Origin of the sequence: Streptomyces sp. NPDC058145 (assembly GCF_042884245.1) — a bacterium.
Classification (GTDB): Bacteria; Actinomycetota; Actinomycetes; order Streptomycetales; family Streptomycetaceae; genus Streptomyces.
In genome coordinates, this window is the sequence record NZ_JBHVUH010000016.1 from 100,794 (window position 1) to 119,599 (window position 18,806).

18 protein-coding genes are annotated in these 18,806 nt (G+C 71.5%); 15 read left to right on the forward strand and 3 right to left on the reverse strand.

Annotated elements, in window-relative coordinates; translation table 11 throughout:
• The first annotated feature begins 141 nt into the window (after positions 1 to 141).
• Positions 142 to 2,205 (forward strand): SpoIIE family protein phosphatase, encoded by a 2,064-nt coding sequence (locus ACFVVO_RS31565; protein ID WP_390059490.1) that lies wholly within the window; start codon positions 142 to 144, stop codon positions 2,203 to 2,205.
• A gap of 109 nt (positions 2,206 to 2,314) precedes the next feature.
• Positions 2,315 to 3,793 carry a glutamate-cysteine ligase family protein gene (locus ACFVVO_RS31570; RefSeq protein WP_390059492.1) on the forward strand — a complete coding sequence of 493 codons (1,479 nt, stop codon included), beginning with the start codon at positions 2,315 to 2,317 and terminating at the stop codon, positions 3,791 to 3,793.
• 90 nt (positions 3,794 to 3,883) lie between these two features.
• On the opposite strand, the gene ACFVVO_RS31575 is transcribed toward ACFVVO_RS31570, so the two are convergent.
• The 3 genes from ACFVVO_RS31575 to ACFVVO_RS31585 all read right to left on the reverse strand — a co-directional run bounded on the left by ACFVVO_RS31575 (position 3,884) and on the right by ACFVVO_RS31585 (position 6,330).
• The gene (locus tag ACFVVO_RS31575; protein ID WP_390059494.1) at positions 3,884 to 4,645 is read right to left on the reverse strand and encodes a beta-glucanase; all 762 of its coding nucleotides are present in this window, start codon (positions 4,643 to 4,645) and stop codon (positions 3,884 to 3,886) included.
• A 106-nt stretch (positions 4,646 to 4,751) separates the two neighbouring features.
• A complete protein-coding gene (locus ACFVVO_RS31580) occupies positions 4,752 to 5,534 on the reverse strand; it encodes a cache domain-containing protein (protein WP_390059495.1) in 783 nt (260 codons plus the stop codon).
• A gap of 37 nt (positions 5,535 to 5,571) precedes the next feature.
• Positions 5,572 to 6,330 (reverse strand): FadR/GntR family transcriptional regulator, encoded by a 759-nt coding sequence (locus tag ACFVVO_RS31585; RefSeq protein ID WP_390059496.1) that lies wholly within the window; start codon positions 6,328 to 6,330, stop codon positions 5,572 to 5,574.
• 92 nt (positions 6,331 to 6,422) lie between these two features.
• On the opposite strand from ACFVVO_RS31585, the gene ACFVVO_RS31590 reads away from it, so the two are divergent.
• The 13 genes from ACFVVO_RS31590 (at position 6,423) to ACFVVO_RS31650 (ending at position 18,701) form a co-directional block, all read left to right on the forward strand.
• Complete coding sequence (locus ACFVVO_RS31590) at positions 6,423 to 7,454, forward strand: ABC transporter ATP-binding protein (RefSeq protein ID WP_390059497.1); 1,032 nt, start codon at positions 6,423 to 6,425, stop codon at positions 7,452 to 7,454.
• Positions 7,455 to 7,543: 89 nt separating this feature from the next.
• Positions 7,544 to 8,740, forward strand: coding sequence for an ABC transporter substrate-binding protein (locus ACFVVO_RS31595; RefSeq protein WP_390059499.1), 1,197 nt, complete (start codon positions 7,544 to 7,546; stop codon positions 8,738 to 8,740).
• Positions 8,741 to 8,743: 3 nt separating this feature from the next.
• A complete protein-coding gene (locus ACFVVO_RS31600) occupies positions 8,744 to 9,637 on the forward strand; it encodes an ABC transporter permease (protein WP_390059500.1) in 894 nt (297 codons plus the stop codon).
• A gap of 12 nt (positions 9,638 to 9,649) precedes the next feature.
• Positions 9,650 to 10,465: an ABC transporter permease gene (locus tag ACFVVO_RS31605; RefSeq protein ID WP_390059501.1), complete on the forward strand. Its 816-nt coding sequence runs from the start codon at positions 9,650 to 9,652 to the stop codon at positions 10,463 to 10,465.
• Between the two features lie 135 nt (positions 10,466 to 10,600).
• Entirely contained in the window at positions 10,601 to 10,858 is a 258-nt protein-coding gene (locus tag ACFVVO_RS31610) for a hypothetical protein (RefSeq protein WP_390059503.1), read from the forward strand.
• A gap of 15 nt (positions 10,859 to 10,873) precedes the next feature.
• Positions 10,874 to 11,419 carry a hypothetical protein gene (locus ACFVVO_RS31615; RefSeq protein ID WP_390059504.1) on the forward strand — a complete coding sequence of 182 codons (546 nt, stop codon included), beginning with the start codon at positions 10,874 to 10,876 and terminating at the stop codon, positions 11,417 to 11,419.
• A gap of 802 nt (positions 11,420 to 12,221) precedes the next feature.
• On the forward strand, positions 12,222 to 13,403 hold the full coding sequence (locus ACFVVO_RS31620) for an ATP-binding protein (protein ID WP_390059505.1): 1,182 nt from the start codon (positions 12,222 to 12,224) through the stop codon (positions 13,401 to 13,403).
• The gene (locus ACFVVO_RS31625; RefSeq protein ID WP_390059506.1) at positions 13,400 to 14,239 is read left to right on the forward strand and encodes a roadblock/LC7 domain-containing protein; all 840 of its coding nucleotides are present in this window, start codon (positions 13,400 to 13,402) and stop codon (positions 14,237 to 14,239) included. The genes ACFVVO_RS31620 and ACFVVO_RS31625 overlap by 4 nt, the downstream gene beginning before the upstream one ends.
• Positions 14,236 to 14,619, forward strand: a complete 384-nt coding sequence (locus ACFVVO_RS31630; protein ID WP_390059508.1) for a DUF742 domain-containing protein — start codon at positions 14,236 to 14,238, stop codon at positions 14,617 to 14,619. The genes ACFVVO_RS31625 and ACFVVO_RS31630 overlap by 4 nt, the downstream gene beginning before the upstream one ends.
• Positions 14,620 to 14,622: 3 nt before the next feature.
• A complete protein-coding gene (locus tag ACFVVO_RS31635; RefSeq protein ID WP_143634278.1) occupies positions 14,623 to 15,183 on the forward strand; it encodes an ATP/GTP-binding protein in 561 nt (186 codons plus the stop codon).
• Positions 15,184 to 15,196: 13 nt separating this feature from the next.
• Positions 15,197 to 16,555, forward strand: coding sequence for a cytochrome P450 (locus ACFVVO_RS31640; protein ID WP_390059509.1), 1,359 nt, complete (start codon positions 15,197 to 15,199; stop codon positions 16,553 to 16,555).
• A gap of 56 nt (positions 16,556 to 16,611) precedes the next feature.
• Complete coding sequence (locus ACFVVO_RS31645) at positions 16,612 to 17,901, forward strand: cytochrome P450 (RefSeq protein ID WP_390059511.1); 1,290 nt, start codon at positions 16,612 to 16,614, stop codon at positions 17,899 to 17,901.
• Entirely contained in the window at positions 17,898 to 18,701 is an 804-nt protein-coding gene (locus ACFVVO_RS31650; RefSeq protein ID WP_390059513.1) for an enoyl-CoA hydratase/isomerase family protein, read from the forward strand. Before ACFVVO_RS31645 ends, ACFVVO_RS31650 begins: the two co-directional genes overlap by 4 nt.
• Positions 18,702 to 18,806: the final 105 nt, after the last annotated feature.

An 18,806-nucleotide genomic window follows, 5' to 3' on the forward strand; every position in this document is an offset into this window, starting at 1 on the left:
CCATGGTGCTGCCGGTCCGCCCGAGGTGCACGGGCCCTTCTGCGGTTGGGGCGGGCCCGGCGCCGGGGGCAGCATGGAGATACCGGTCCTCAGCGCTCGGAGTACGCCCCCCGACGACCGACCGGTGGAGGTGGATCCGGTATGGCAGTGGACTCCTTCCGCGCCGACGACGAGCACAGCCCCGAGCGGCCCCGCCCGACCGGCCTGCTGGACGTGCTCAGCGTGGCCGCCGTGGCGCTCGACACCAGCGGGCGCATCGTCTTCTGGACCCCGCAGGCCGAGGATCTGTTCGGTTACAGCGCTGAGGACGTCCTCGGGCAGTACGCGGCGCAGCTGCTGGTCCGTCCCGAGCATCTGCAGGCCGTGGTGAGCCTGTTCTCCGAGGTCCTGCAGACCGGCCGGGGGTGGGCCGGCGCCTTCCCCATCCGGCACAAGGACGGCAGCAGCCGCCTGACGGAGTTCCGCACCATGCGGCTGCTGAACGACGTGGGAGAGGTGTACGCCCTGGGCATCGCGGCCGACCACACGCTGCTGCAGCGGGTGGAGACCGATCTCGCCCTGTGCGAGCGGCTGATCAACCAGTCCCCGATCGGCCTGGCCCTGCTGGACCCGAACCTGCGCTACCTGCTGGTCAACCCGGCGCTGGAGCGGATCGACGGTGTGCCCGCCGAGGACCACATCGGTCGCCGGCTGCGGGAGATGCTGCCATTCCTCGACGTGGGCACCATCGAGTCCTGTCTGCGTCAGGTGCTCGCCACCGGCCTGCCCCTGCTCGACCAGTACCACGTCGGCCTGCCGCCCTCAGACACGGAGCACGAGCACGCCTGGTCGCTGTCCTTCTACCGCCTCGAGGACCCCGGCGGGCGGGTGCTGGGCGCGGCCGCCTCGGTCGTCGACGTCACCGAGCGGCACCACGCGGCCGCCGAGGCGGACCGGGCCAGGCGGCGGCTTGCCCTCATCGCGGACGCCTCGACCCGGGTCGGCACCTCGCTCGAGGTGGAGCAGACGGCGCGTGAGCTGGCCGAGATCGCCACTCCGGTGCTCGCCGACGTGGTCGCCGTCGACGTCCTCGACTCGGCCTTGGCCTGCCGGCGCGTCCGCCGCCCGGACAACGGCCCTGAGCTGTTCCGTGCCCTCGCTCTCAGGGCGGCCCACCCCACGGTGGCGCTGCGGGCCGCAGACCCGCCAGGTGACCTCGCCTCCTACGAGGGTGACCGGCTGGTGACCCTGTGCGTCCACACCGGCCGTCCGGTCCTGGTCCGGCACGTCGGCGAGCGGGACCTGTCGCGCATCGCGCGCAACGAGGAGGCCGGGTCCTATCTGGCCCGGGCGGGCGTGCACTCGTATCTCGCCGTGCCGCTGATCGCGCACGGGGAGGTGCTGGGCGCGCTCGACCTCAAACGCACCCGCAACCCGCTGCCCTTCGACGACGACGACGTCGTGCTGGCCGGCGAGCTGGCCGGCCGCGCCGCGATCGCCATGGACAACGCCCGCTGGTTCCAGAGCGTGCGCAACACCGCGCTCACCCTCCAGCGCAGCCTGCTGCCCGACCACTCGGCGCACCACACCGGCCTGGAGCTGGCCTCCCGGTACCAGCCCGCGCAGGCCACCAGCGAGGTGGGGGGCGACTGGTACGACGTCATCCCGCTGGCCGACGACAAGACCGCGCTGGTGGTGGGCGACGTCATGGGCAACGGCATCGACGCGGCCGCCACCATGGGCCGGCTGCGCACCGCGACCTGCGCCTACGCGGACCTGGACCTGGCCCCCGACGCGGTGCTCCAGCATCTGGACCGGATCACCTGCGACCTGGAGCACTACATCGTCACCTGCCTGTACGCCGTGTTCGACCCCCGCACCCGGCGGTGCACCATCGCCAACGCGGGACACATGCCGCCCGCCCTCGCCCGGCCCGGCCGGGCGCCCGAACTGCTCGACCTGCCCTCCGGGGCACCGCTCGGCGTCGGGGGCGTCGAGTTCGAGACGGCCACGGTGGAGCTGGGTGCCGGCGCTCTGCTGGTGCTGTACACCGACGGCCTCGTGGAGACGCGGCAGCACCCGATCGACGACCGCCTCAACGTACTCCTCGGTTTCCTCGACCAGCCGGGGCGGCCGCTCGAGGAGACCTGCGACCTGCTGCTGTACGGCCTGCGGCATCCCGAGGACCACGACGACGTGGCGCTGCTCGTCGCCCGGGCGCTGTGAGGCCCGCACCGCCCGGTGCCGGGCAATGCCCGCCCCGCATGGTGCGGTTCGCCCGGTGGTGCCACCCTGGGACGGGAGGTCTTTCGAGGAGCGCGATCCAGGAGGGCCGATGGGACGGGACGTCCCGGCGCTCGTCTTCACCCGTGAGGACCGGCGCCGGTACCGGATCAAGATGCAGGAGTGTCTCGACGTCTTCGCCCAGATGCTGCGTGAGCAGCTCTTCGAGGCGGAGCGGCCCCAAGTGGGGCTGGAGATCGAGCTGAACCTGGTCGACGACGCGGCCGAGCCCGCGATGCGCAACACCGCCGTGCTGGAGGCGATCGCGGACCCCGCCTGGTCCACCGAGCTGGGCCGGTTCAACCTGGAGATCAACGTGCCGCCCCGCGCACTGACGGAGGGCGGACCCGACGCCTGGGAGTCCGAGATCCGCGCGGCGCTGAACCACGCGGACGAGCGGGCCAGGTCGGTGGGCGCGCGCCTGGTCGTGATCGGCATCCTGCCCACGCTGCGGCAGGACGACATCGGCGAGGGGACCCTGTCGGAGAACCCGCGCTACCGGCTGCTGAACGACCAGGTCTTCGCGGCGCGCGGCGAGGACCTGCGGATCGAGGTGGACGGCGTCGACCGGCTGCGGACGTACGCCGACACGATCACCCCGGAGGCCGCGTGCACCAGCACCCAGTTCCATCTGCAGGTGTCCCCGGAGAGCTTCGCCGGCTACTGGAACGCGGCGCAGGCCATCGCCGGGGTGCAGGTGGCGCTGGCGGCCAACTCGCCGTTCCTGTTCGGCAAGGAGCTGTGGCACGAGACCCGGGTGCCGCTGTTCGAGCAGGCGACCGACACCCGTCCCGAGGAGATCAAGATCCAGGGGGTACGTCCCCGGGTGTGGTTCGGCGAGCGGTGGATCAACAGCGTCTTCGACCTGTTCGAGGAGAATCTGCTCTACTTCCCGGCCCTGCTGCCCCTGTGCGACGAGCAGAAACCCGGCGAGACACTGGACCGCGGGGACATCCCCGAGCTGTCCGAACTGTCCCTGCACAACGGCACCATCTACCGCTGGAACCGACCGGTGTACGCGATCGCCCACGACAAGCCGCATGTGCGGATCGAGAACCGGGTGCTGCCCGCGGGGCCGACCGTCGCCGACACCCTCGCCAACGGCGCCTTCTACTACGGGCTGACGCGCGCCCTGGTGGAGGAGGACCGGCCGGTGTGGTCGCGGATGTCCTTCGCCGCGGCCGAGGACAACCTCCACACGGCCGCCCGGCAGGGGATCGACGCCCCGCTGTACTGGCCCGGCATGGGCGAGGTCCCGGTACCCGAACTGGTACTGCGCCGGCTGCTGCCGCTGGCGCACCGCGGTCTCGAGCACTCCGGCATGGACTCGGCCTGGCGGGAGCCGCTGCTCGGCATCATCGAGCAGCGCTGCGTCACCGCCCGCAACGGGGCGGTGTGGCAGAAGGAGATGTTCCACCGCATCGAGTCCGGCACCCAGGCCGGCCGCCATGAGGCGCTGCGCCGGATGACCGAGCTGTACATGGACTACATGCACCTCAACGCCCCGGTCCACACCTGGCCGGTGGACTGACCGGGCGGCTCGCGGAAGGCGGCCGCCGGTGGCGACGATCACGGGTCGGGCCCCGGCGGCGCCCGGCCGGGCCGGCGGCCGGGGCGGGCGTCAGGCGGGCTGCTCCTCGCCGCCCTCCACCACCGCCTCCCCCTCCCCTGCCGAGGCGCTCCGCGGCCGCCGCACGGCCAGGTCTCTCACCTCGAACGACATCGCGGTCGCCGACCGGTCGGGGGCGGGGTGGTAACGCCCGGCGCACACGGACAGGTTGACGATGAGGTGGGCGTGCCAGCCGGAACCCACCCCTCGCCGGTCCGCGAAGGCCCGGGCGCCGTTCACCCACCAGACGACGGACCGGGCGCCGAAGTCGGTCCGCAGGTCGACCCAGGCGCCGGGGCGGACGGCATCGTCACGGAAGTAACTGCCGCTGCCGCGCACATGGTTGGAGAACTCCAGCAGATCCGGGTTGTCGGGGTGGTACTCGAAGACGTCGATCTCCTGGTCACCGTCCCGCCAGGTCCAGATGGCGGGCCAGGCGCCGGTCTCCCGGGGCAGCCGTACCCGGGCCGTGAGGACGTCTCCCGTCCGGACCAGGAAGGCCTCCTCGCTGCCCTCCGTGGTCAGCAGTCCGGTGTTCCACCGGCCGTCCGGCCTTCGCCTGGCCCGGAAGACACCCGACCGGCTGTAGGCGGCGTCGGACACCAGGTGGTCGAGCTTGTCGTCGCCGGGGTTGACCGGGCCGCCGTCGGGATACGCCCACGAACGGCCCGCGACCCACTGGCGTTCGGAGGTGAAGTCCGCCGTGAACACCACGTCGGGCCCGGACGGAGTGCGCGGAGCCGGAACCGGGCCGCTCGGTGTCGGTTGTTCCATGACCGATGTCTCACCGGCTGGGGGCCGCCCATGCGCCGGGACGGCCGGAACGTCGCGGGAATGACCCGTCCGGGTGAAGGGCGCCCGCGCACGCGCCGGAGCGTGCTCAGCCCTCGCGCAGGACGAGGACCAGCGGGACGCCGTGGCACGGCACCAGTCGCAGGCCGGCGTGCTCGGCGGGCGCGGACCCGGCGAGCAGGTCGCCGAAGCCGGGACCCTTGGTGAGCGAGCCGGCAAGGTGCGCGGGGTCCGCCGAGGCGGCGACCCGGCCGCGGGCGTTCACCAGATGGGCGGGGCGGGGCAGCCGGCGCAGCAGGGGCAGTACGGCGGCCTCGAAGTGCCGCAGGTACACGTCGGCGGCGGCGACCCCGGCGAAGCGCCCTCCCGTCTCGACGGGGGCGGACAGGGTGAGGCTGTACTCGTCGGAGCAGAGGTAGTCCACGTAGGGGCCCGCCACGGCACGGCGGCCGGTGTCGCGGGGCAGGGTGAACCAGTCCCAGTGCGTGTAGTCGGAGTAGGCCGAGTGGTCGGGGTCGAGGTCGAGCAGCAGGGGCCGCAGGTCTCCGTCGGTGCCCTTCTGCCACCACTCCAGCCACGCCGGTACGTCGGCCAGCAGGCCGGGGGCCGCCACGAAGCCGGCGCCGGAGACCAGTTCCTGGCTGGTCAGCCGGTGGTGCAGTCCGGGGCGCAGGGCGGCGAGGTCGACGCTCGCGGGGCGCCCGCCGCGTGTCGACACCCTGGCGAGCAGGGCCGTGGTGTCGGCCCGGGTGGCGGCGACGGCCTCGAAGACCGTCTCCAGCGCGCCGCCCACCTGCGAGGCCACCCAGGCCTCGACGTCCGTGTCCAGCGTGGCGGCCGCCGAGGCGGCCTGCCCGGGGCTCCAGCCCATGGTGTCCTCCAGCGGACGGGAACCGGACGCGGCGCGTTCAGAGGGTGAGGCGTACGGCGACGAGCCGTGCCGTGGCGTCCCTGACGCACCGCTCGGCCAGCGTGCCGGCCGTTTGGTCGGCCCCATCCTGCACGGCGGAGATTACGGAGCGGTGACGCTCCGCCACTTCTTCACGATATTCGTCGCTGCCGAGGACCAGGCACAGCAGAGCGCCCACCTCGCTCTGCAGGGCCACCTGTTCGCGGGTGAGCCGGGCGGACTGGGCGGCGGCCGCGAGTTCGACGTGGAAGCGGCCGTACAGACGGCTGCGCGCGGCCGTCTCCCGGGCCCGCGCCAGTTCATCGGCGGTGCGGCGCAGCGGGTCCAGGTCGCCGGGTTCGGTGCGCTGGGCGGCGAGGCGGGCGGCGGCGCCGGACAGAGCGGCCCAGTGGTCGCCGAGGTCGCGGAGTTCGTCGGTGCTCCAGCCGCGCAGCCGTGCCTCGAGCCGGTCGGCGGCGGGCACCTCGGGCAGGGAGACGAAGCTGCCGCCGCCGCGGCCCCGGCGGGTGGTGACCAGGCCCTGTTGCCGCAGGGCCATGAGGGCCTCGCGCAGGGTCACGGTGGAGACGCCTAGCTGCCCGGCCAGGTCGCTCTCGCCGGGCAGTTGCTCGCCGTCGGCGAGCAGGCCGAGCTCGATCGCGTCGCCTATGCGGCGGACGACGGTGTCCACGCGCGCCCGGCTGTCCACCGGGGTGAAGACGGCCAGGCGGGCGCCGCCCTCCCTCTCGTGCTGCCTCACGGCCACCACCTCATGCATTGACTCAAGCTTTACCTTAAGGGGCCCTTGAGATTAGAACTATGACTTCATATGTTTGCGGTCAACGTTGAGCGCGCCAGAAAGGTTCCCGCATGGAGGGAATTGCGATCCGGCTGCAGGATCTGCGGAAGTCGTTCGGGGAGACGCCCGCCGTGGCCGGAGTGGACCTGGAGGTCCGGGACGGGGAGTTCTTCTCGATGCTCGGCCCGTCCGGATCCGGGAAGACGACGGTCCTCCGGCTCATCGCCGGGTTCGAGACCCCCACCGGGGGCGGCATCGAACTCGCCGGGCAGGACGTCACCCGCCTCGCCCCCTTCGAACGGGACGTGCACACCGTCTTCCAGGACTACGCCCTGTTCCCGCACATGACCGTCGAGCAGAACGTCGCCTACGGGCTGCGGATCCGCAAGGTCCCCAAGGCCGAACGCCTGGTGCGCGCCCGCAAGGCACTGGCCGAGGTCCGTCTCGAGGGCTACGGCCGGCGCCGCCCCGCCCAGTTGTCCGGCGGCCAGCGCCAGCGTGTCGCCCTCGCCCGCGCCCTCGTCGGCCGCCCCCGGGTCCTGCTGCTCGACGAACCGCTCGGCGCCCTCGACCTGAAGCTGCGCGAGCAGATGCAGGTCGAACTCAAGGCGCTGCAGCGGGAGGTGGGCATCACCTTCGTCTTCGTCACCCACGACCAGGAGGAGGCCCTGACGATGAGCGACCGCATCGCCGTCTTCGACCAGGGCCGCATCGCCCAGGTCGGCACTCCGGCGGAGATATACGAACGGCCCGCCACCCCGTTCGTCGCCTCCTTCGTCGGCACCTCGAACCTGCTGGAGGGCGAGGCGGCCCGGCGGATCGTCGGCGCGCCCGGCACGTACAACATCCGCCCGGAGAAGATCCGCGTGCTGAAGGAGTCCGCCGAGGCGGACGAGCCCGGGCACGCCACCGCGACCGGCACCGTGGCCGAGGTCGTCTACCTCGGTGACGCCACCCGGTTCCTCGTCGACCTCGACGGCGGCGGCCGGCTCACCGCCCTGCAGCAGAACCTGGAGACCTCCTCCGAGGACGTCGCCGCCTACCGCGGCACCCGGGTCAGACTGCGCTGGCACCGCGGTCACGCCGTCCAGCTCCCCACCTGACCCACCCGCCCCGTCCCCTCCGCTCTCCCGCTCTCCCGCTCTCCCGCTCTCCCGCTCCGCGCAAGGCTCCCTCACCCCTGGAGAACGTCGTGCGTCTCACCCGTACCCTGAAGACCGCGGCCGGCGCCGCCGCACTGCTGCTCGCCGCCGCCTGCGACTCCTCCGGCTCCGGCGGCTCCGCCGCCACCGGCCTCAACCCTCCCGACCTCAAGGCGCCCACGAAACTGGGCCGGACCGAGGGCCAGGTCAACCTGATCGCCTGGGCCGGATATGTCGAGGACGGCTCCAACGACCCCAGGGTCGACTGGGTCGGCGACTTCGAGAAGCGGACCGGCTGCCAGGTCCACTCCAAGGTCGCCACCGGCTCCGACGAGATGGTCAAGCTGATGAAGACCGGGGAGTACGACGCCGTCTCCGCCTCCGGTGACGCCTCCCTGCGTCTGATCGCCTCCGGTGACGCCGCTCCGGTCAACACCGCGCTCGTCCCCAACTACAAGGACGTCTTCAGCGGGTTGAAGCACGGCTCCTGGAACTCCGTGAAGGGGAAGATGTACGGCATCCCGCACGGCCGGGGCGCCAACCTGCTGATGTACAACACCGAGAAGGTGAGCCCGGCGCCCACCTCCTGGTCGGCCGTCTTCGACGACGCCGCGCGGCACAAGGGGCACGTCACCGCGTACGACTCGCCGATCTACATCGCCGACGCGGCCCTCTATCTCAAGGCCACCAAGCCCGAGTTGAAGATCAAGGACCCCTACGCGCTCGACCAGAAGCAGTTCGACGCCGCCGTGGCGCTGCTGAAGAAGCAGAACGGCGACATCGGCGAGTACTGGAGCGACTACCTCAAGGAGGTCTCGGCCTTCAAGAGCGGGGACTCCGTGGTCGGCACCACCTGGCAGGTCATCGCCGGCCTCGCCGCCGACGAGGGCGCCAAGGTCAAGGCGTTCGTCCCCAAGGAGGGTTCGACCGGCTGGTCCGACACCTGGATGGTCTCGGCGAAGGCCAAGCACCCCAACTGCGCCTACAAGTGGCTCGACTGGATCGTCTCGCCCAAGGTCAACGCCCAGGTCGCCGAGTACTTCGGGGAGGCCCCGGCCAACGCCAAGGCCTGCTCCGAGACCAGTGACAAGACCTTCTGCGCGACCTACCACGCCTCCGACGAGGGGTACTGGAAGAACATCGCCTTCTGGAACACGCCCATCGAGCAGTGCCTCGACGGCCGTACCGACGTCCGCTGCGTGCCGTACGCCAAGTGGGTGCAGGCCTGGACCGAGATCAAGGGCTGAGCGGTGACGACCGATGCGACGCCGGCCGCCGGACGGGGCACCGTCCGGCGGCTCGCCGGGACACTGCACCGCCGGCCCCGGCTGCGCCTGACGCTGCTGCTCACCGCGCCCCTGCTGTGGCTCGCCGTCCTCTACCTCGGCTCGCTGACGGTTCTGTTCGTCTCGGCGTTCTGGACGACGAACTCCTTCACCTCCCAGGTGGTGAAGGTCTGGTCGACGGACAACTTCCACGCGCTGTTCACCACACCGGTGTTCCGCCAGGTGGTCCTGCGCAGTGTCGGCGTGGCCCTGGCGGTGACCGTGCTGTGCGCCGTGATCGCCTTCCCGGTCGCCTTCTACACCGCGCGGGTGGCCCGGCCGAGGTGGCGCCCGCTGCTGGTGGTCGCCATCCTCACCCCGCTCTGGGCGAGTTACCTGGTCAAGGTGTACGCCTGGCGGCTCATACTCGCCGAGGGCGGTCTGGCCGACTGGATGCTCCGGCCGTTCGGGCTGAGCGGTCCTGGCTTCGGCCTGCCCGCCACCGTGCTCACCCTGACCTACCTGTGGCTGCCGTACATGATCCTGCCGGTCCACACGGCCCTGGAGCAGCTCCCGGACAACCTGCTCGACGCCTCGGCCGACCTCGGCGCGCGGGCCGGCCGCACCTTTCGCTCGGTGGTCCTGCCCATGGTGCTGCCCTCGGTCGCCGCCGGATCGGTCTTCACCTTCTCGCTCAGCCTCGGCGACTACATCACCGTGCAGATCGTCGGCGGCAAGACCCAGCTGATCGGCAACCTCGTGTACTCCAACATCGAACTCAACCTGCCCATGGCCGCCGCGCTCGGCACCGTCCCCGTGGTCGTGATCGTCCTGTACCTGCTGGCGATCCGCCGTACGGGCGCCCTGAACAACCTGTAGAGGAGGAGCACCATGCATCTCGGCCACACCGCGCGGATCGCCCTGCGCCTGGGCGCCGCACTCGGCTTCGCGGTGATCTACGTCCCGCTGCTGCTCGTCCTCGTCAACTCCCTCAGCCCGGACCGCAGTGCGAGCTGGCCGCCGCCGGGGCTCACCCTGCACTGGTGGTCCGTGGCCGCGGGCAACTCCGGTGCGCGGGCCGCGGTGTGGGTGTCGGTGAAGGCGGGTCTCGGGGCCACGGCCATCGCGCTGGTCCTCGGCACGCTGATCGCGTTCGCGGTGGCCCGGCACCGTTTCTTCGGCCGCGGCACGGTGTCCTTCGTCGTGGTGCTGCCGATCGCGCTGCCCGGCATCGTCACGGGCATCGCCCTCAACTCCGCGTTCGGCACCGTCCTGAAGCCGCTCGGCGTGGGCCTCGGCCTGTTCACCGTGATCGTCGGTCACGCCACCTTCTGCATCGTCGTGGTCTTCAACAACGTCGTGGCCCGGCTGCGGCGTACGGCGGCGTCGTACGAGGAGGCGGCGATGGACCTCGGCGCGAGCTCCTTCCGTGCCTTCGCGGACGTCACCTTCCCGCTGGTCCGTTCCGCCCTGCTGGCCGGGGGCCTGCTCGCCTTCGCCCTGTCCTTCGACGAGATCGTCGTCACGACCTTCACCGCGGGCCCCGGCATCGAGACCCTGCCCATCTGGATCTTCGACAACATGACCCGGCCGCAACAGGCGCCCGTGGTGAACGTGGTGGCCGCGGTCCTCGTCCTGCTCTCGGTCGTCCCGATCTACGCCGCCCAGCGGCTGTCCGCGGACACGGCCACGTCGAGCCGGGTGTGACGGACCGCGCGACCGGGCGGCGGGACTTCGAAGCGGACCTCCAACATCCGTATTGGGTACGGCATTTGACGACATGCTCCTTCCGCGGCCGGGTACGCGACAGGCCTCGGACGCCGAAACGGGAGGAGACCGGTCGTGACATCGCGCGGGACACCGCTGGACCGGGGGCTCGGTGACCTCGAACCGGGCACCACGCAGCGCGCGCAGCTGCGCGCCCGGATCGCCGACATCGCGTGGACGGCGGGGTGCGCCGTCCTCGCCCTCTGGGCGGTGTGGAGCGTCGTCGGAGCGGTACGCGGGACGACGGCCTGGGCGTACAGCGCGGTGGCCTGGGTCCTGCTCGCCGTGGCGCCGGCCGCCCGGGTGGCCGGCCGCCGCCGGTTGCGCCGCTGAGGGCCGGAGACGGTCGTGGAACGCCTGACCGACTTCATAGGGCGGCACCTGTGGCTGCAGATCGTCGTGTCCGTACTGCTCGGGAGCGCACTGATCCTGCTTCTGTACCCGTCGCGTTCGGCCGCCTCGGTCCTGACGCGGACCGCGCTGTGCTCGCTGGGAGCCATCGCCGTGGTGGTGGCGGCGCGTCGCGGGGAGAAGCGTGCGGCCGGCGGTTCCACGGACCGGCTCGTCGGCCTGGACGGCAGGCTGCGCAGGGGCGAGGTCCCCGCCGATCCCACGGAGCGCGAAGCCATGCGCGCCCTGGTGGAGCAGCGACTGCACCGCACCCGGCACCGCGTCGCGGCGCAGGTCGGACTCGCCCTGCTCTTCTGCTCGGTGACGGCGCTGACCGCCGGGCCGCGCCAGACCCTGGGCCTCGCGCTGCTCACCGTGGTCTTCCTCGGCTGGTCCATCCCCTACGGCAACCTCCAGCACAAGAGGCTGTGCCGGATGCGAGCGGCGCTGGCCGATCACCGGCACGGGTCCGGCGCCACCGACGACGAGCCGCATGACCGGTGACCGGGCCACGGACGCGGCACTGACGCCGTGCGCGGCCCGCGAGGCCGCCTCGGCGGCGCCTGTGGGTGCGGATCCTGCCGGCCCTTCTTCTCGGGACACCGGACGCGGCGCGCTGGGCGCCGCGGCGCACCGGTTCCCGCTGTTCGGCTGACGGCATCCGTCCGCGCCCGCTGCCGCCGTTCGCGCTGCTCGTCGCCGGGCCGCCGATGCACCGGCGGCTGCCCCGCCGGGCTGGTGGGGTGTCGGCGGGATGGTGGCAGGCCCGGCCGTACTGCTCGCGGCGGCCGCGCCGCACGGGGTCACCCAGTTCCAGCGGCGGCTGTCGTCGGGCACGGCGTAGACGGCGCCGCGCAGGAGCCGTACGCCCGGGTCGCGGCCGGCGGCAGCCGCGCCGGGTCCGGTGGTGCGCGGTTCGACTGTATACGGGCGCGCGCGATCTCAAGTCCGACAAAGGGCAATGAGTCCGGCGCGATGACGGGCAAGTGACGGCCGCCGCGCATTCAATAGACACCCCGGCGAACAACCGGCGGTTACTTGGGCCGCACACGGCAACCGGTACGCCCACAAAACAGGCGGAACCAACGCTCAGGGCCGGTCCGATACGGCCACTCCGCGTTGCAAACGTTTCTCCAAGTCAGTGATAGCATCCCCGCGTCTGCGACCTTGGTCCACTCGGCTCGGGCGTTGCACTGGGACCGGCTTCTCGACCCGAAGTCGGCCGAGTCGTTCCGAGCGGTTGTGCCACGGATTCCCCCGACATCCGTCCACCGATGGCTGCAGGCTACACATAGGAAAGGTATCCATGTTTCGAGACGCACTCGTTTGGTGCCTGGTCGCAGTGGCGGTCGTCGCCGTCGCCGCGGCACTCGCGCTCAGTCGTCGCAACAAGGCCATCGCGGCGAAGAAGCGCCTGGCCGAGGCCGAACTCACCCGGCAGCTGAGCGCGGCCGACAGCCAACTGGCTGCTTTAAGCGCAGAGTTGCAGCAGCACAGAGCCGAGCACGACAAGACCATCGCGGAAGCCGAAGAGGCGGCCGAGGAAAGCACCAAGGCCGTCCTCAAGGGATCGGCGCGCTTTCTGCAGAGCCTTGCCGCGGAACAGCTCGCGCTGCTCGAGGAAATCCAGCTCAAATATGGTGGCCATTCCGTACTGGGCGATTTGCTGGAAGTCAGTCACGCCAATGCGCAGATGGCGCGCAAGGCACAGGGAATTGCGGTGATGTGCGGTGCACCGCTGGGCCGCCGCAACAGGCCCGCGAGTGTTTATGACGTGGTGCGCAGCGCGCAGGGTCAGATTCGAAACTTCCGGCGCGTCGAAATCATGCAGCAGACCGGTCTCGCATTGAAGGCGGCCGCCGTTTCCCCGGTCGCCCTCGCGGTCGCCGAACTTCTTGACAACGCTGCCAGCTTTTCCCAGCAGGGTTCGCCGATCGAGGTCAATTTCCAGCGGGTGCAGAAGAACCTGTGCATCGTCATCGACGACGCCGGTGTCGGTATGAACGACGAGGACCGGCAGAAGGCCTCCGCGCTGCTCTCCGGTGACTTCAGCCCCCGGCTCTCGCACCTCGGGAACCAGCCGAAGTTCGGTTTCCCGGTGATCGGCCTGCTCGCGCGTCAGTACGGATTCCGGGTGGACGTGACCGGCGTCTCCCGCTACGGCGGTGTGCGGGCGGTCGTCCTGCTGCCGGAGGAACTGTGGACCGAGGAGGAGCCGGCGGTGCCCGAGGAGCCCCAGGTCAGCGGCATCCGTGGCAGCGTGGGCCGGCCCGAGCCGGTGGCCCGCACCGCGCACGGCCTGCCCCGGCGGGGTGCCCGTCAGGTGCCCATCGCCAGCGTTCCCGACCAGGACGCCACCACCTCGCCCGCCCCCGCGCCGGAGGAGGCCGGCCGGGCCGTCGGCCGGAGCCTGGGAGCCTTCCAGCGCGGCACGCTCTCGGGCCGCAATCTCGCCTCGGCGCCGTCCGAAGGGTCCGATGAGGCATGACCACAGACCTGTCGTGGATGCTCGAGGACATCGTGCACAACGTGCCGAAGGCGCGCCACGCCGTCCTGCTGTCCGCGGACGGCCTGCCCCGCGGCGCCACCGACGGCATGGACCAGAAGGACGTGCGGACGATCTCCGCCGCCATGGCGGGCATGCAGTCGCTCAGCCGGGCGACCTCCCACTTCGCCGGGCCCGGGGCGGACAGGCAGTGGAACCAGACGATCATCGAGTTCTCGCACGGCTGGATCTTCCTGATCGGCGCCGGCCAGGGCGCCTATCTCGCCGCGGCAGCGGCGCCCGACGTCGACATGCAGCAGATCTCCTTCCGCATGCACCGGCTCGTCGCCCGGCTCGGCAACAACCTCACCTCGCCCCCGCGCGTACACACGGAGAGCCCCGACGGACCTTCCGGCGGAGCCCAGCAGGTGGCGGTGGGCGGCACGGGGATCCCGATCGCGGACCTCGACGCGGCGATCGGTGAGGTGCAAGGCGCCCGTCACGCCGTCCTGTTGGGTCACGACGGCCTGCCCCGCGGCGCCACCACGGGCATGAGCCAGGACCTGGCGGACACCATCTCGGCGGCGATGACGGGCATTCACGCCTACAGCAGGGCCACCTCGCAGTTCGCCGGGCCGGATCCGGCGGCGCAGTGGCGGCAGACGGTCATCGAGTTCCAGCACGGCTGGATCTTCCTGATCTCGGCCGGGCACGGCGCCTTCCTGGCCGCCGCCGCCGAACACGAGGCCGATATCGAGGAGTTCACCACCCGTCTGCATCAGGCGGTACCCCGGCTGAACGGATATCTGGCACCACGCGGGGAGGCGAGCCGTACGTGAATGACGAGCCGCACGAGGAACTCGAGCTGACCTCGGCATTAGTCCCGCTCTTCGTGATCACGAACGGGCGGGCCCTGCCACCGGACAATGCCTACGAGCGCACGACGCTGGTGTCCGCGCAGCAGGATGCCGCCGCTTCGGTGCGCGCCCTTTCGCCGGAGGCGCGCCGGGTTCTGGAACTGGTGGCGGAGGGCTTTCTCTCCGTGGCCGAAGTGGCCGCCCACACGCATCTGCCACTGGGGATCGTGCGGATTCTCCTGGCGCAGATGGAGGAGAGCGGCCACATCATCGCGCGTAAGCCGGTTCCCCCCGCCGAACGTGTCGACCGGGAAGTGCTCAACGCCGTACTCGACGGCCTCAAAGCCCGATTCGGAGCGTGATTCGTGTACCTGGATTCAGGTGTTCTCACCGCGGTCAAGATCCTCGTGGTGGGGCACTTCGGGGTCGGGAAGACCACGTGCATCGGGAGCATCTCCGAGATCGAGCCCTTGCGGACCGAGGAGGAGATCACCGAGGCCAGCGTGGGATTTGACGACCTGTCGGGAACCCCGGACAAGACCACCACGACGGTCGCCATGGACTTCGGCCGCCTGACCATCAGCGACGAGGTGGTGCTCTACCTCTTCGGCACGCCCGGTCAGGAGCGCTTCAAGGAGATGTGGGAGGAGCTGTCCCGGGGCGCACTCGGCGCACTGGTCCTCGTCGACCCCGAGCGGCTGTCCGACTCCTTCCCCGTCCTCGACCTGGTCGAGCGGTTCGGCCTCACGTACGCCATCGGCGTCAACCACTTCGAGGGCACGACCGACTACCCGCTCGCGGAGATCCGCGAAGCGCTGAACCTGTCCGAGCGGACCCCCGTCGTCGCCTGCGACGTACGCGACCAGCAGTCGTCGGCACAGGCTCTGATCACCCTCGTCCACCACCTTCTGTCCCTTCTCGACTAGGAGCCACCCCCACATGCAGCAGCCTCCCGGCATCCAGGGGCCACCGCCCGGCTGCCCCGCGCACGGCAACGTCCCGCTCTACGGGCCCGAGTTCGGCTCCGATCCGGACGCCCACTACGAACAGCTGCGCCGCCTCGGCCCGAGCGCACCGGTGGACATCGCCCCGGGAGTGGAGGTCGAGCTGGTCACCAGCTACGACGCCGCCCTGTACATCCTGCAGAACCCGGCCTCGTTCGTCCGGGACTCACGGCGCTGGCGGGCGCTGAACGAGGGACGCGTGCCCACGGACAGCCCGGCCCTGCCCATGATGGGGTACCGGCCCAACGCGCTGTTCAGCGACGGGGCGGCGCACGCCCGGCTGCGCCAGGCGGTCACCGACAGTCTGGCCGGTGTCAACGAACTCCAGCTGGTGCGGCAGACCCAGCAGTCGGCCGACTACCTGATCAGCCGTTTCAGTTCCGACCGGCTCGGGCAGGCCGAGCTGATGGCCGAGTACGCCCAGCCGCTGCCGCTGCTGGTCTTCAGCGACCTGTTCGGGTGCCCGCCCGAGATCGGTGACCGCGTCATCGTCGGCATCAGCGGCATCTTCGACGGAACGGCGGGCGCGGACCAGGTGCTCGGCGAGGCGCTCGGCGAGCTGATCGCGCTGAAGCGGCGCCGGCCCGGCAGCGACCTGACGACCCGTCTGATGGAGCACTCCGCGCAGCTCACCGACGAGGAGGTGCTGCACCAGCTGGTGACCCTGCTCTCCGGTGGCACGGCTCCCCTGTCGGCGACCATAGGCAGCGCCGGCGCCCTGATCCTCGGCGAGGACTGGCAGACCGGGCTGCCGGTCGAGGACGCCGTCACCCAGGTGCTCTGGAACTACGCGCCGATCGCCAACTACGCCGCCCACTACCCGACCCACGACGTGGAGTTGGGCGCCAGGACGGTCCGGGCCAACGACCCGGTGCTCATCTCCTTCGCCGCGGCCAACACCGACCCCCGGCTGGCCGAGCACCGCGAACAGCTCAGTGCCAAGGCCCATCTGGCCTTCGGGGCGGGGCCGCACGCCTGCCCGGCCAAGGACCCGGCGTTCGTGATCGCGGTCACCGCCGTCGAGTCGCTGCTCAACCGGCTGCCCGACGTCGAGGTCCGGGTTCCCTTCAAGGACCTGAACTGGGTGCCGGCCCCCTGGAGCCGTTCCCTGGTGAACCTGCCGGTCCGGTTCACGCCCCGCAGCGTCATGCCTGCGCAGGCGCCGGAACCCCAGCCGGCCGCGAGCACCGCGCACCGGGCCCCCGGCCCGTCGCCGCAGCCGATGGCGTCGGCCGCGCCCAAGGGGAGGCCCGGTCTGTTCAGCCGGTTCCTGGCATGGACCAGAGGAGAGTGACGTAGGCAACTCGCGCCGCGCATAGTCATCTTGTATGTATCAGCCATCGGTGGGGTATGCATGGCGCGCCCGATGCTGACGATCAAGAAGGGACCGTCGTGGAGATCGCGACAACTCCGCCCGCCGACAGACGCTTCGCCGTCTCGCTCTTCTCCCGGCTGCGGACGGCGAAGGGTCAGGCGAACCCCTTTCCGATCTATGCGGAGCTTCGGTCGAGGGGCGGAGTGGTCGCGGCACCGTGGGGAGGTCATCTCGTCACCGGCTTCGATCTGTGCGACCAGGTCCTGCGCGGCCGCGAGTGGCTGGAACCCGACACGCGCTGGCGGGAGCAGCAGGGGGACGGAACACGCTGGACGGCGTCCTCCTCACGGGAGATGAGCAGGACGCTGCCGGCGCTCAACCCCCCGGACCACACCTGGGTGCGCCGGTCCGCCGGCATGTTCGACCGCACCTCCCTGGAGGAACTGCGCGGGACGGTGGAGCAGCTCACCGGCGGCCTCCTCGACACCCTCGCCGACCGGCTGCGCGACGGCGAGGCGGACTTCAACGCCCTGGTGAGCGAGGAGCTGCCGGTGGCCACCATCGGCCACTGGCTGGGGCTGCCGGCCGCCGACTTCCCCCGGCTGCGGGACCTGACCCACGACCAGGTCTTCACCCAGGAACTGCTCCCCTCGGCCAGCCAGTTGGCCCTGTCCGACGCGGCCACGGCCGAACTGCGGAGTTACTTCACCGCGCTGGTCCGCGACCGGCGGGCGCATCCCGGTGACGACCCCGTGTCCCGCTGGATCGCGGTGTGGGACGGCATGGAGAGCGACCGCGACAAGGCCGACGAAGCGGTCTACCACCTGGCGCTGTTCTTCCTGCTGGCGGCGCTGGAGACCACGTCCACGCTGCTGTCGACGACGGCCCTGCTGCTGCTGGAGCACCCCCGGCAGTGGGACCGGCTCGCCGTCAGTCCCGACCTCGTCCCCGCCGCCGTCGAGGAGTCGCTGCGCTACGACCCGCCCACGCACGTCATCAGCCGCGTCGCCTCCCGGGACTGCGTGCTCGGGGGCACCGAGGTGCGCGAGGACGACATGGTCCACCTCATGGTGGGCGCGGCCAACCGCGACCCGGCCCGGCACGCGGACCCGGAGCTGTTCAACCTGCACCGCAAACCGGGCCACCTGTCCTTCAGCGGAGGCATCCACTACTGCCTCGGCGCGCCGCTGGCCCGCCTCGAGGCCCAGACCCTGCTCCACCAACTGGTCCGGCGCTTCCCCGGCCTGACCCTCGTACGCCGGCCGTCCTGGGCACCGCGTGTGGCCTTCCGGCGCCTGCTGAACCTGGACGTCGCCCTCTCATGACCGAGATCATCACCCCCTCCCCCGCCACCACGTTCCACGGCAAGGCGCTGGACGCCGAGCAGGACGGACCCGTCCTGCGGGTCCGGCTCAACCCCTCGGGGCGGGACAGCACGCTGACCGTGGCCGCCCTCGACGACCTCGCCGACCTGCTGCACGGCCTGCACGACCGCTCGGACGTCCGGGTGCTGGTGCTGTCGGCCGCCGGCGACGACTTCTGTCTGGGCGCCGACCGGAACGAGTACCAGGCCGCGCTGGCGGAGGACCCGACCGGGGCCGTGATGCGCCGGATCGCGGACAAGGCCCACCGGGTGTGCGACGCCCTGGAGAACACCCACGCCGTCACCATCGCCCGGCTGCACGGCAGGGTCATCGGCGCCGGCCTCGCGCTCGCCTCGTTCTGCGATCTGCGCGCGGGCGCCGACACCTGCCGGTTCCGCATGCCCGAGATCGGCGTGGGGCTGCCGCCGGCCTGGGGAGGCGCGATGGGCCGCCTCATCGTGGAGGGCGGTGCCGCGCGGATCCGTGAACTCATGCTCACCTGCGACCTCTTCGACGCGGCCACCGCCCACCGGCTCGGTCTGCTGCACAAGGTCACACCGCCCGGCGAACTGGACGCAGCCGTCCAGGCGTGGGTGAGGCCGCTCGTCCGGCGCTCGCCGGAGGCCGTCACCCTCACCAAGCGCATGCTCGCGGGCCACGCACGGGCCGCCCGCACCGCCGACGTCGCGCTGCTCGACGCACACCTGCTGACCGCGGAGCTCAACCGGCCGCGCCCGCGGCGGGCCGGGGAACACGACTGACACCGTCACCGCGACCGGGAGTGGGCGGGGCGGCATGGCGAAGCGGGTCGTGCCGCCGGTGGCACGGCCCGCTTCCAGCAGGGGGCGGAGGATGCCCCCGGGGTG